Source organism: Rhizobium sp. BT03 (assembly GCF_030053155.1).
Lineage (GTDB): Bacteria > Pseudomonadota > Alphaproteobacteria > Rhizobiales > Rhizobiaceae > Rhizobium.
The window spans coordinates 279,949-293,100 of sequence record NZ_CP125645.1 but is presented as its reverse complement, the minus strand read 5'-3'; the positions used below and the strand labels follow the sequence as shown (position 1 = coordinate 293,100).

Annotated in this window: 12 protein-coding genes; 5 read left to right on the top strand and 7 right to left on the bottom strand. The window is 63.1% G+C overall.

The genetic code is table 11. The features are described 5' to 3' along the window. Positions 1-51: 51 nt before the first annotated feature. Positions 52-942, bottom strand: coding sequence for a proline iminopeptidase-family hydrolase (locus tag QMO80_RS32395; protein ID WP_283201648.1), 891 nt, complete (start codon positions 940-942; stop codon positions 52-54). A 128-nt stretch (positions 943-1,070) separates the two neighbouring features. Between QMO80_RS32395 and QMO80_RS32390 the strand changes: the two genes are divergently transcribed. Both QMO80_RS32390 and QMO80_RS32385 read left to right on the top strand, forming a co-directional pair. After that, entirely contained in the window at positions 1,071-1,868 is a 798-nt protein-coding gene (locus QMO80_RS32390; protein ID WP_283201647.1) for a LuxR family transcriptional regulator, read from the top strand. Positions 1,869-1,929: 61 nt separating this feature from the next. After that, positions 1,930-2,832 carry a proline iminopeptidase-family hydrolase gene (locus QMO80_RS32385; protein WP_283201646.1) on the top strand — a complete coding sequence of 301 codons (903 nt, stop codon included), beginning with the start codon at positions 1,930-1,932 and terminating at the stop codon, positions 2,830-2,832. Positions 2,833-2,985: 153 nt separating this feature from the next. Here QMO80_RS32385 and QMO80_RS32380 read toward each other — a convergent pair whose 3' ends face one another. The 4 genes from QMO80_RS32380 to QMO80_RS32365 all read right to left on the bottom strand — a co-directional run bounded on the left by QMO80_RS32380 (position 2,986) and on the right by QMO80_RS32365 (position 5,845). Then, positions 2,986-3,897 (bottom strand): acetamidase/formamidase family protein, encoded by a 912-nt coding sequence (locus tag QMO80_RS32380; RefSeq protein ID WP_283201645.1) that lies wholly within the window; start codon positions 3,895-3,897, stop codon positions 2,986-2,988. A 154-nt stretch (positions 3,898-4,051) separates the two neighbouring features. Further along, positions 4,052-4,957, bottom strand: a complete 906-nt coding sequence (gene sigJ, locus QMO80_RS32375; protein WP_283201644.1) for an RNA polymerase sigma factor SigJ — start codon at positions 4,955-4,957, stop codon at positions 4,052-4,054. After that, the gene (locus QMO80_RS32370; protein ID WP_283201643.1) at positions 4,954-5,475 is read right to left on the bottom strand and encodes a hypothetical protein; all 522 of its coding nucleotides are present in this window, start codon (positions 5,473-5,475) and stop codon (positions 4,954-4,956) included. The genes sigJ and QMO80_RS32370 overlap by 4 nt, the downstream gene beginning before the upstream one ends. Then, positions 5,468-5,845: a hypothetical protein gene (locus tag QMO80_RS32365; RefSeq protein ID WP_283201642.1), complete on the bottom strand. Its 378-nt coding sequence runs from the start codon at positions 5,843-5,845 to the stop codon at positions 5,468-5,470. Before QMO80_RS32365 ends, QMO80_RS32370 begins: the two co-directional genes overlap by 8 nt. 149 nt (positions 5,846-5,994) lie before the next feature. On the opposite strand from QMO80_RS32365, the gene QMO80_RS32360 reads away from it, so the two are divergent. Both QMO80_RS32360 and QMO80_RS32355 read left to right on the top strand, forming a co-directional pair. Continuing rightward, entirely contained in the window at positions 5,995-6,249 is a 255-nt protein-coding gene (locus QMO80_RS32360; protein ID WP_283201641.1) for a type II toxin-antitoxin system Phd/YefM family antitoxin, read from the top strand. After that, positions 6,246-6,668, top strand: coding sequence for a type II toxin-antitoxin system VapC family toxin (locus QMO80_RS32355; protein ID WP_283201640.1), 423 nt, complete (start codon positions 6,246-6,248; stop codon positions 6,666-6,668). Before QMO80_RS32360 ends, QMO80_RS32355 begins: the two co-directional genes overlap by 4 nt. Positions 6,669-6,683: 15 nt before the next feature. Here the strand turns inward: QMO80_RS32355 and QMO80_RS32350 are convergent, their stop codons facing one another. Beyond that, on the bottom strand, positions 6,684-10,157 hold the full coding sequence (locus QMO80_RS32350) for an AAA family ATPase (RefSeq protein WP_283201639.1): 3,474 nt from the start codon (positions 10,155-10,157) through the stop codon (positions 6,684-6,686). Further along, positions 10,157-11,425: a DNA repair exonuclease gene (locus tag QMO80_RS32345; RefSeq protein WP_283201638.1), complete on the bottom strand. Its 1,269-nt coding sequence runs from the start codon at positions 11,423-11,425 to the stop codon at positions 10,157-10,159. Before QMO80_RS32345 ends, QMO80_RS32350 begins: the two co-directional genes overlap by 1 nt. A 352-nt stretch (positions 11,426-11,777) precedes the next feature. Here QMO80_RS32345 and QMO80_RS32340 point away from each other — a divergent pair, with 352 nt between their 5' ends. Further along, entirely contained in the window at positions 11,778-13,151 is a 1,374-nt protein-coding gene (locus QMO80_RS32340; protein WP_283200343.1) for an ISNCY family transposase, read from the top strand. Position 13,152 lies beyond the last annotated feature (1 nt).

The following is a 13,152-nucleotide window of genomic DNA, read 5'->3' as shown; positions in this document are numbered from 1 at the left end:
GACGGCGATCGCCCCTTTGTCTTCGTCGGGTTCGGTCCGCTTCCTGTTGCATCAGCCTGCCTCGTGCCGGGCGAGAAAATCGAGAAGTGCTGGATAATATTGCTGCGGGTTCTCATAGAACGGCATGTGGCTGGCATTGGCAAATACCTTGAGCTCGGCATTCGGCAGCGCAAGCTTCATCTTCAGCGCGCAGGCCGGTGTCAGCTCGTCATGCTCTCCCGTCGTGATCAGCACCGGCAGCGTCAGCCGCGGCAGATCGGGGATGCGGTTCCAGTCCTTGAGGTTGCCGATATAGAGAAACTCGTTCGGCCCCTGCATCGTCGCGTAGGGCGCCATGTTCCAATCGTCGAGCGAGCGGCGCACCGGCGCCGGCCATTCCGGCAGACGGCAGACATGGCGGTAGTTGAGAATGGTGACGGCGGCGAGATATTCCGGATGATCGTAGGTGCCCTGCGCCTCGTGCTTCTGCATCATCGACACGGTTTCGGGACCGAGCGCTGCGCGCAGCCGCTCCAGTTCCGAGATCAGATGCGGCATGTCGGCGACGGTATCCTCCAGGATCAGCGTCTTCAAATTCTCCGGATAGGTCAGAGCATATTCGATCGCCAGCCACCCGCCCCAGGAGTGCCCGAGCATGTGGACCGTGCCGAGCCCCAGCGCCTTGCGCACGGTCTCCGTCTCCTCGACGTAGCGCCCGATCGTCCAAAGCGAGAGATCGTCCGGCCGGTCCGAGGCGCCGGTACCGAGCTGGTCGAAAGCGACGACGCGGCAGCCCTTGTCGATAAGACAGGAATGCGCCTCGCGCAGGTAATCGCAGGGCAGACCCGGTCCGCCGTTCAGGCAGAAAACCGTCTCACTGCCGGTTCCGAAGCTGTAGGCAACGACGCGATAGCCATCGACATCGATCTCGAATCGCTCGTCCGGCTGTATTTCACGCCACATTGATCGCTCCGGCAGAAGGTTTCACTTGCTCAATATTTGGGCGTGGTTAATTTTTTACCGCAAATCGCGTTCCGTGCCAGCTATAAGAAGTGATAGGGTCGGGTGCCACGTCGAAACCGGAGCAGCTCATGCTTGACGATATCGGAACGATCAGACGGCAGTTCACCGCGCATGAAACGCTGGACGGCCGGATCGATCAGGCCTTCGAGGCCATGAAGCGGATCGGCTTCGAGGCGTTGATCTACGACTATACGCCGGTGCCCTACGATCTCGACGGCGCGATCATGATACCATCGCTGCTGAAGCTCAGAAATATCTCGGACGACATGCATGATTACTGGTTCGATCGCGGCTATTTCCGTATCGATCCGGTACAGCAGGTGGCGCTGCGCACCTCGGCGCCCTTCTTCTGGAACTACGATACGAATGCCGACACGCCGATCAACCGTTTCATGAACGACGATACCGCGCCGGTGACGCGCTATTTGAGCGAACGCGACATGTCGACCGGCGTCACCGTGCCCGTCCACATGCCACGCGGCGACTATGCGACCGTCACCGGTATCCGCTTCAGTGGGAATGACGATTTCGAACGGCACGCGCTGCGCTATATCGCCGACTTCAACCTGCTGGCCCACGTCTTCCACGAGACCGCCTATCCGCTTTTCGACATACGGGCAAAGAGCGTCGGCACGATCCGCTTGACGGAGCGGGAACGCGAATGCCTGCGCCATTCGGCCGAAGGTTATTCCGCCAAGGAAATTTCCCGCATCATCGGCCGTTCGGTGCCGACCGTCGTGATGCATCTCAATGCCGCGGCAAAGAAACTCGGCGCCCGCAACCGCACCCAGGCCGTGGTGCGCGCCACCCATTACCGCCTGCTCGAAGACCGGCCGGCCCAGACCTGGCCACCCTATAACTTGTGATAGCTGCCGTCACCGCTACCGCCGCGTTATGGTCTTCAACAGACGCAAGATGGAGACGCCGGTGACCGAAGTCGCGACGAATGAAGCCTATTTGCCTTTTCGCGACTATCGCACCTGGTATCGCATCACCGGCTCGCTGGAGAGCGGCAAGCTGCCGCTCGTCGTCGCCCATGGCGGGCCTGGCTGCACGCATGACTATGTCGATTCCTTCAAGGATATCGCCGCCCTCGACGGCCGCCCGGTCATCCATTACGACCAGCTCGGCAATGGCAACTCCACCCGCCTTCCCGACAAAGGGCGGGATTTCTGGACGGTCGGCCTGTTTCTCGAAGAGCTGGACGCGCTGCTTGCCCATCTCGGCATCCGGCATCGTTATGCCTTTCTCGGCCAGTCCTGGGGCGGCATGCTCGGCGCCGAACATGCGGTGCGCCGGCCGCAAGGCCTGAAGGCGCTCGTCATCGCCAACTCGCCGGCCAACATGCACACCTGGGTTTCGGAAGCGAACCGGCTGAGGCGGGAACTGCCGAACGAGGTGCAGGATACGCTACTGCAGCACGAACAGGCGGGAAGCCTCACCGATCCGGATTATATCGCCGCCTCGCGCGTCTTTTATGACCGCCATGTCTGCCGCGTGGTGCCGTGGCCGCCTGAAGTGGCCCGGACCTTCGCGATCATGGACGAGGACAACACCGTCTACCGCAACATGAACGGCCCGACCGAATTCCACGTCATCGGCACGATGAAGGACTGGACGATCGAGAACAGGCTCGACCGCATCGAAGCCCCGACGCTGCTGATCTCGGGAAAATACGACGAGGCGACGCCCCTGGTGGTAAGGCCCTATCTCGAACGTGTTCCCGGCTGCGAATGGGTGCTGTTCGAAAATTCCAGCCACATGCCGCATGTCGAGGAAAAGCAGCTTTGCCTGGCGACCGTTTCCACTTTCCTGTCACGGCACGATTGAGAACACGCGGCCGGCCCATGACGATCATCGATCGCTAATGCATGTCGCCCGGAAGTGTGCAGCGGTTCCGGGACAACGATATGCATCAAAACAAAGGGTTAAAGCGCGTCGCATGAATCAGATTTGACGCGACGCGCTTTGGCCGGCGACCGCCTATCGACGAACCAGCCATTTCTTGGCGACGCGACAAGCCATCGTATAGGCTGGGTCGAAGACATTGCCGACGTCGTAACGCACGACCTGGCCGAGCAGGTGGCTGGCTGCCGTCCTGTCCAGGCCGTAGTCCGAGGCCAGCCAGGTCAACATTTCGCTGGTCGCATGCTGGAGTGCTTGATCAAGGGGACGGGCATTGCCGATGGTGAAGATGTCATCGGCGGTTTCGCCGCGCGGCCAGATTAACCCGGCCTTCTTTTCCACCGTCAGCCGCACCGTGACTTCGAAGGTGGTCTCGATGCCGGTTCCGACGATCTCGCCATCCCCCTGCACGGCATGGCAGTCGCCGAGAAAGAACAAGGCGCCGGGAGCCGATACCGGAAAGCGGACCGAGGTGCCGGGACCGAACAGCCGATAGTCCATGTTGCCGCCATATTCGCCGCTGGTCGCGGTCGAGATCGCCTGGCCGAGCCGGGGCGCCACGCCGAAACAGCCGATCATCGGGGCGAGCGGCAGAACGAAATCTTCAAGGCCAGCGACCGGCTCGGAAAGCCGGACGGTCAAGGCCTCGCGGTCGATGGCCCAGATCGCCCTATCGCGCGGCGGCAGATCACGCACCGTCTCGGGATCGACCACGCCGGCGGCGACGATACTTTGGGTAAATCCCGTGTCTCTGGTCGGGAGCATGCTGATGATCTCGACCTTCAGCGCATCCCCGGGCTCGGCGCCTTCCACGAAGATCGGGCCGTTCATCGGATTGCCGCCAGCTGCCTGCTTGATGCCGTCCCTGTCATGTCCGGCGGCGTCGAGCGTCTCGGTCACGACGGTGTCGCCATCGGCGATGCGCAGGGCCGGCGGGAGGGAGCCGATGACATTATGAAAGCTTGTCGGGGTGAAGCGGTGAGTGGTCATGAGAATACAGCTCTCGCTCGTTTCGAATGCCATGAGCCCGCAGCAGAGCCGCCGGGCGGAGAGCCGGGACTAGATCAGAGATTGCCTGGGAAGCCAATATCCGCAGCACCATTCCAGATGGAACCCGGCGTCGATGCGTTGGACACCGTTCTTCTCAATCTGGCCTGCCATATCGAGCAAGCCCCGCGTCCGGCCCCGCTGGGACGCGCACCAGCTTGTCCGGATTGCGGATGATGTAGATGCCGGCGACCCGTCCTTCGAGATCAAGATCAACGGCCATAAGGCTGTCGAGCCCGGCTTGGGACCCGAGCAGCACGCCTGCCCCGCCATTCGCCTGTACCGGCGTGAAATGCCAGCCACCTGCGCGCGGCTTGCGCGCGATGTGCAAGAGGAAGGCCGCCACCTCAAGCGGGCCTGAGAGCACCCGGAGCGCCGCGACCATCTTGCCGCCGCCATCGGAGACCAGCTCGATGTCTTCGGTCAGCATGGCCGCGAGCCCGTCGATGGTGTCCGTTTCGACGGCTTGACCGATTGCGATCAGCAGCCGCTCAATGTCGGTCTGGCTCGCTAAAAAACGGGGCGGCCTCTCCTTTACCGCCTGCCGGGCGCGCGATGCGAGCTTGCGGACCGCCGCCGGCGAGCGGCCGAGTGTGGCGGCGATCGTCTCGAAATCCATGCCGAACAGGTCGTGCAGGAAAAAGGCGGCGCGCTCGAGCGGCGAAAGCGTCTCGAGCGTCCGCATGACGGCGAAGGAAATGTCGAGCTCCCTGTCGCCGGGGCTTTCTTCGATCTCGACGATCGGCTCGGGGAGCCAAGGGCCGATATAGGTCTCGCGCCGCGCTTTCAGATGCCTCAGCCGGTCGAGCGAAGCATTCGTGACGACACGGGCAAGCCACGCATCGCGATCCCGCACGCCGTCGCTGGCGAGCAGCTTGACGGCCGCTTCCTGGACGATGTCCTCCGCGTCGCTGACGGAGCCGAGATAGCGATAGGCAAGCCGCACCAGTCGCCGGCGCAGCGCCTGCGGCATCGCTTCATCCCTGTCATGGTCCATCGTCATGCCGTTGCCCGGAATTCGGCCGGCAGTATCTCACAGCTCAAGGCCGCGCCGACACCGCGCTTCAATGTCGGATAGAATTGTCCGGCGGTGACGGCCGAGGCAAGGCCGTAAAGCCCTTTTTCCCCGAACCGCTCCCTTGCAGTTTCGATAAGAGCGGGAAGCTCGGCCGCATTCGTGATGACGGCCATCGCGTAGTCGGCCGCAAGCCGCATGTCGGCATCGGCCGGTCCCGACCCGGCGATGGCGGCCAGGGCATCCGGTCGGACGCCAGCCTCCTCAGCCATGCGGACGATCAGCATTGCGCAGGAACCACAATCCATCGCGCGGGCGGCAATGAATTTCGCCGCATAATAGGGCGCGGCCGGCAAGCCGAAACGCTCCTGCGTGAAGGGCGTGAGAAGGGCGAGCTTGAGAAAACCGCGCTGGCTGAGCGCCACCATCGCTTCCAAGTAGCCGACATCGTAATCATAACGTGCGCCGAAATTGCGGGCCGCGTTGACGAGCAGTCGCCTAAGCATGGTCCCGCCTCCGTGCGAAAATCATGAGCGGCAGCAGCGCCGGAGCCACGATCAGCGCAAGATCGCGCGCGATATAGCCGAGTTCGGGGCCATGCATGGCAATCTCGGCGAGATGCAGCAGAGCATGGCCGAGCAGGAAAACGCTCGCCACCGTGACCAGCAGCCGGGCGCTCAGCTTGTATATCGCCGCCAGCCAGAGGGCTACTCCGGCACTGAGGAAACCGAGGCCGGTGTCACGAACGAAATGAACATTGAACGGTCCGGTCTCGGTGACACCGGGGACGGCGCCGTACCAGAATTGTGGCGCCAGCAGCATCAGCAGGCCGTTGAGGAGCTGTAAGGCGGAGAGGGCACAGAGCAATGATCGCATGGAAATCTCCTTTCGCTGATAAGGACGAGAGGAGGTGCCATTTGTGACACGTCTTATGGCGATTTTCGAAACTTTTGTCTGCCTGCAGTCCCCTTGTCTTGCATTCGCCGAATGTTATATGTAGGTAAGTACCTACATGGAGATGCGCTATGGGTATGACAAGTCTTTCCAGCCGCGAACTGAATCACGACGTGAGCAGGGCGAAAAAGGCGGCGCAAAATGGCCCGGTCATCATTACGGATCGCGGGAAGCCATCCCATGTGTTGATGACCTATGACGAATTCGAGCGTCTCACGGGCAAGCGCCGCAGCCTCATCGATGCTCTCTTCATGCCTGGATTGTCAGATATCGACTTCGACCCGCCTCGTGCTGAGATCGCACCGCGCGGGGTCGATCTATCTTGAAATATTTGCTGGATACCAATGTTGTTTCCGAATTGCGCAAGGTCGGAGACGGTAAGGCCGATGCCAATGTGGTCGCATGGGCCGGGGCGCAAGATACCGCGGGCTTATGCATTTCCGCCATCACGATCCTGGAACTGGAACGGGGAATACTCGGCGTGCAGCGCCGCGATGCAGCGCAGGGCGCTCGTCTGCGTGCATGGCTGGAAAATCAGGTGCGGCCGGCATTCGCCGGCCGCATCCTGTCGATTGACGATGCGATCGCCACACGCTGCGCGCATCTGCATATTCCGGATCGGCGCAATGAAGCCGATGCGCTGATTGCCGCAACCGCCCTGGTTCTCGGCCTGACCGTGGTCACGCGCAATGTCCGGGATTTCGAAGGCGCCGGCGTTGTCGTGCTGGACCCGTGGCAAAATTGATGTCTTTGCGCCCTGTTATGGCAGCTGGTGTATGGTGATATCAGGCACAACGTGCCGCGCGATCTCGCAGAGATGCCAGTGATGCGTGAGGTAGATGACCTGTCCGACCTTTGCCATGTCGCCGAGCAGGCGGAAAACCTCCTCGGAGCGAGGATTGTCGAAGCTCTCCATGATGTCGTCGGCGACGAAGGGCACGGGCGGACGAAGGGCTGCGAATTCCTCATAGCCCGCTAGCCGAAGCGCGAGGTAGAGCTGGAATTGCGTGCCCGTCGACATCGCGTCTGCAAGCTTCGAGCCGCCATCCCGTGACACGCCGATCAGTATTTCCCTGTCGTGGTCGGGCTGGGTCGTCAGGCCGGAATAGTTGCCGCCGGTGATCAGATGAAACGCCTCCGATGCGCGGTTCATCATCGAGCTGCGGTGTTTCTCGCGATAGATATGCAGCGCCTGTTCAGCTGCCAGCGTGCCGGCACGCAGCGTCAGATGCCGCACGGCCAGTTCCTCGATCTCGAGGAAGATGGTTCGGCGTTTGGCCTCGATCCGGGCCACCGCGTCGTCCCCGCCGACGGCTTCGAGCTTCTGCTGCGCCAGCGACACGTCGGAATAGAGAAGCTTTGCCCGCTCGGTGATATCCTCGATCCGGGCGCCAAGCTCCATCGCATCGCGCTCGACGGCATCGGCGTCGACATCGGCAAGGCGGCGTTCGGCATCGGAAAAACTCGTCGCGCGCAATGCTTCGCTGATCTGGCCGCGCAGGGTGGCGGCCCGCTCCTCCAATCGGTCCCGCTCCCGGGCCTGGTTCAGGAATGCCTCGACCGAGGCAAGCGAGTCCGCGCCGAAATAGCCGGTCAGTTCGTTCCTGCGGGCATTGTGAACGGCCAGGTCTTCTTCCAGCGCCCGTCGCTTCTCCAATTGTTTTTCGAGATCCGCCTGCCGGTCTGCACGAAGCTGAGCTGCATGCCGGGCTGCCTCATGACGTTCCACCAGCGCGTTGGCGGAGGCAAGCGTATCGGATGGCGAGCGGCTGAGGCCGCAATCTGCGAGAAGACCGGCAATATCCCCGCGGAATTGCTCCTGGTCGCGCTCCATCGCGGCAACGCGGCTTGCCAGGTCATCCCGTTCCTTCAGGATGGCGGGCAATGTGCCGAGCGCGTTCAGCATGGCGCGGACGGCGGCCATCGAGCCGGCCTTGTCGGCAAACCAGGTGCGCGACAACGCCTCCGCCCATTCCCGGTCCCAGGCCGCTATTATGGCTTCCGCCTCCTGCTGGTCGCGCTCGCGCTCCCTGAGATCATGGCTGAGATCGCCGACAGCCTTCTCACGCGCCTGCCGCGCCGCCCGCTCGTCTTTGCCGGCGGCAAGCATATCATTCGCGGCCTGCATCAGCTCGGCGACCGGCAGACGGTCGGCGTCACCAAGACCGGCATCCGCAAGGCTCGCCGCAAGCGTCGCGGCATGCTTGTCCAGGTCGAGGCGAAGCGCGTCCACTGCGTCTTCGGCCCGCTGCAGATCGTCCCACGCGGCCAGCGCCGCGGCTCGTTTGCTGCTCCAGGCCTCCAGCGCGGCAATGCGCCCCGCAGCGTCGGCGTCATATTCGATTGCACCGGGCAGCAGACCACCGATGCGCTCGGCGAGCGCATCATGTTCGGCACGCGCCTCGGCAAGCAGTTCCCTTTGCCGTTCGATCGCTGCTGCCGTTGCCGCTTCCGTATGGCGGAATTGGCGCAGCTCGGCCAGCTCCTGCGCCCGCGACAGCCGGCCGGCGGACAGCATGTCGTCTTGGCGCATCCGCGCCTCGAATGTCCTGGCCGTTTCGGCATTCAGACTGGTAAGATGCGCCTGCCAGGCGGCATCGCGTTCATCGCGCAGCCTCGCGGCCTCGGCATCGTCTATCGAACCGCCGGCGACGAAGGCCGCGATCCGGGCTTTGGTCAGCGCCTCTTCGGTGCCGAGATCGCGCAACCGCGCCTCATGATCCCCGATCCGCTTGTCGATAGCGGTCGCCTGGCCACGCCAGGCCTCGATCTGCCGAGGCTCCGCCGCGCTCGTCAATTGCAGGGCCGCGGCGTCGCCGGTCCAGGGTGCGAGTTGGGCGAACTGGTTCGCCTGCATTCGCTTCGCCTGGACAAGTGTCCGCTCTTCCATGGTGAGCCGCACTGCGAGATCGGACCCGGTCAGGCGGCTGAGGGCGGCCTCGATGCGGCCAAGCCGCGCGGGATCGAGCACCGCGGCTCCGTTTTGCGAGCTATCTTCCTTGCTCAGCCTTTCGAGATTCTCTCGCGCCCGCACCAGCTCGCGGCCCGCGGCAGCCAGTTTGGCCTCAACGCCGGAGCGCCGTTCGATGAGATCGCGGATCATGCCGATCAGCGAAGCGGGCAATAGCAGCGCCTCGGGCGTCGCATGGCCCGGCTGCTCGAGATCGGCGAGCAGCCGCACCAGCACGCCTTCCTGTTCGGCCAGCGCCAGCCGGCGTTTCGGCAGGTCGCTCTCAGCCGCGAGATAACGCGCCCGGCCCTGGTCCAGCATGTCCATATGCGCGGCAATCGCCAGCGCCTTGTCGTCTATCGCGATCGCCTCGATCTCGTCGGCAAGCTGGCGCAGCGTGCGGTCGGCGGTTTCGACAAGCGCCTGCAGCCGCGTCTCGTCGCGGAAAAGCTGCGGCAGCAGCGCGAACCATTCGGACGGCGGCCGCGGCAGATCGCCCATGCCGGCCGCATCGGCGTCCAGCCGCCGGAGTTCCAGCGCCGCGGGCAGGGCGCCGAGAAGGCGGGTGAGCTCCTGGTGCCGGGTCTTGGCCTCGGCCAGTTCCCGCGTCGTCGCGGCATAGGCGGCTTCGGCCTGCTCGTGGGTCGATTTCAGGGCCGAATAGGTGGAGGCAAGCGTGTCGATGGCATTGCGCTCGGCCTTCAGCGTTTCGAGCGCGCGTTTGAGTTCCGCAAGCTTGGTGCTCGACGACCGCTTCTTGTAGATCCCATTGGCTTCGTCGGCGGCCGTTACCAGCGAACGGCTGAGACCGGCGAGGCCCGAGCTTGCCGAGAACAGCAACTCGCCGAGCTCGCCCTTGCTTTGTATGATGGCGTTGCCGCCTTCCTTGAGCGACTGGTCGTCGAGCGAGAACATGGTGCGATAGGCCTCGCGGCCGATCCCGCCGAGCGCGCCTGTCAGGAGCGCCTCGTTCACAGCCTGCCCCCGATCGTCGACGAGGCTGCCGGTCCGCAGCTTGAGCCGCGTCAGCTCATATTCCGCATCGTCGAATTCCAGCCGCGCGCCAACCTTCATCGTATTGTAGGGATGCAGGAAATTATAGGTGCTGCGCTCTCCTATGCCGTAAAGCAGATCGAGATAGGCGGCAAAGGTGGTCGACTTGCCCGCTTCGTTGAGGCCGTAGACGATGTGCAAATCGGGCGAACCCTGACGGGCCGCGCCGAAATCGATCGAGTGGTCGGTGAACTTGCCATAGCGGGTGAGGTCGAGGCGGCGCAGGCGCATCAGCTTTCTCCCCGCTCCGCGGCCTTCATCCGGGCGGCGATGTCCTCGGCGCCGTTGGCGAGGAGGTTGTCGATGAAGCGTTCGAAGCCCGCCTCGTCATGCCCGGCGAATGCCCGGCTCTCGGCCGGCAGGTCGGCGAGCAGGTCCCGAACCATCTCCCTGATATCGTCGCGAAATCCGCTGCGGGCAATGACTTCGTCCCGCATCAGCGCAGCCAGCCCCACGACGGGATCGGCAGCAGAAGCGTCTGCGAGGGCCAAGGGCGCTTCGAAGGCGAGTTCCAGCTTCTCGATCCAGGTCCGGCCGATCAGATCGCCGCGCTGCTCGGCTTCCGCCTGCATGACATCGACATCGCGGCGCAGCTGCCAGGAGAGCGGCGTGCGGCCGGAAAGCTTGAGGCGGGCGACGAGATGCGGCGAGACCGTGCGCTCGCGCTGCGCCGTCAGTGCCGCTTCGACCGCCATAGCCGCATCACGCCAATCATCGACCCCTGTAAGGTCGACATCGACGCGCTCGAACTGCGCGATGCTGGTGCGCCGCTCCTCGACCGTCACGGTCCGGTCGTCCGCCACGGTCACCAGCGACACGGTCTTGACGCCCGACTCGTTGATGTCGCGGCCCTGCGGCATGCCCGGCATGATGACCGTAGCAGCACCCGGATGATGGCTGCGCTGGTGGAGATGGCCGAGCGCCCAATAGTCGAATCCCGAGGCATGAAGGTCGAGCACGTTGCAGGGCGCATAGACGTCATGTCCGGCAGATCCGGCAAGGCTCGTATGCATGATGCCGATATTGACCGCACCCGCCACCGGCGGCTTGAATTTCGGCAGCAGCGGGTCCGGCGCATGCGGCTTGGCGAAGCTCATGCCGTGGATCGCAACCGACAGGCTGCCTTTCGTCGCCTCCACGATCTCGGCATGCCCGCCGAAGATCTTCACCGTATCGGGCATCACCAGCTCCCTGGCGATCTTCGACATCGCATCGTGATTGCCGCGGATCTTGAAGACGCAAATCCTCGCCCGGTGCAACCGTTCCAGCTGGCTTGCCAGGAAGCGCGCCGTCTTCATCGACGTCTGCTCGCCGTCATAGAGATCGCCGGCGATGACCAGCGCATCGACCTGTTCCTCAAGGCACAGATCGACGATCGCCACCAGCGCCTGCCGGCTGGCGTCGCTCACGAGATCGGCCAGCTCGGCGTTGCGAAGCGCCAGCGACCGCAGGGGAGAATCGAGATGGAGATCGGCGGTGTGGACGAAACGATAAGCCATGAATGCAGAATCGCGTTGCGATAGGATGATGAGCGGGTGTCGTCGGCCAGATAACCGCGCGGTCGCTGTCACCTGGCGGTAAACATCAGAATATGGCGCACGCATCCAAGGGGCGCGAGCGAAATGAGCCCGGCAAACCAGCCCATCCACAATCAATGTTGCTCGACCAGCGCCGGCCGCCTGCCGTTTTCGATCGCCTCGAGCAAGCGCATCAGGAGGCGCGGTAAGCAAAGCTCTTGTTCCATAACATGCATTATGCTATTTGGTGTTGTAGCCGCAAAGTTGAAGTGTCCTGTTTCTGCAAAGTTGGAATGTCACTCTCCCCGCGTTTGATGGCGCGGGAGACAAGCGGATGGGACTGATTGCGATGAGCGAGCGTGACCTGCAGCGGATCGAGGTTTTGTCGAAGGTTGCCGACGGGCGGATGACGATGGTGTCGGCGTCACATGTGCTTGCTCTCAGCGAGCGCCAGGTGCGGCGGCTGTTGGATCGCATCAGAACGACCGGTGCGGCATCGATCCGCCACAAGGCGATCGGCCGGCCGTCGAACAACCGGATCAGCGATGGTGTTCGCGATTATGCGGTGACGCTGGTTCGTGAACGTTATGCGGATTTCGGTCCGACGCTGGCGGCCGAGAAGCTTGCCGAGCGCGATGGATTGCGTGTGTCGCGCGAGACGTTGCGCGGCTGGATGACGCAGGCCGGATTGTGGCTGTCACGCAAGCAGCGGCGGACGTTTCATCAGCCGCGCTTGCGGCGCGAAGCCTATGGCGAGCTGGTGCAGATCGACGGGTCCGAGCATCGCTGGTTCGAGGATCGTGGAGATCCGTGCTCGCTCCTGGTGTTTGTCGACGATGCGACGGGCCGGTTGATGCAGTTGCGGTTCGTGCGCTCGGAAAGCGCCTTCAGCTATTTCGACGCACTTGAGCTTTATCTGAAGCAGCACGGGGCGCCGATCGCCTTTTATTCCGACAAGCACTCGGTCTTCCGGGTGACGAAGAAGGAGGCCAAGGGTGGTCAGGGCATGACCCAGTTCGGACGGGCACTCTCGGAGCTAAATATCGAGATTCTCTGTGCAAACTCCAGCCAGGCCAAAGGCCGTGTCGAGCGGATGAACCGGACGCTGCAGGATCGTCTGGTCAAGGAATTGCGACTGGCAGGCATCGACACCATGGAGGCAGGCAATGCGTTTCTGCCGGGCTTCATGGTGGACTACAATGGGCGGTTTGCGATTGTCCCTGCCCGATCCGATGACCTGCACCGGCCGGTAAATCTTGCACCGGATCGGTTGAAGGAGATCCTGTGCAAACGCGAGCAGCGCTATGTCGGGTCGCAGCTGACGTTTTCGTTCGAGCGTAAGCGGATCATGCTGGAGGAGAGCGACGTGACGCGCGGATTGGCCGGCCGCTATGTCGAGACCTATGCCTATGCCGATGGCCGCCTCGATGTACGATGGAAGGGACATTCCCTGCCCTACAAAACCTTCGACAAGGACCAGCGGGTGACGCATGCGGCGATCACCGAGAACAAACGGCTCGGCGACGTTCTGACTTATATCAAGGAGCGTCAGGAGCAGCCGTCGAAGCCGGTGGTGATGACCAACAGCGAGAAGAACGGCTATGTGCGACGTGCTCACGGTCCGGGGCGACGGAAGGATTTTACGAACGATCCGGCCGTCATCGAACGCCATAAAGCTGCGCTGGCAAAGCGCGATGCTGCCGAGTGAG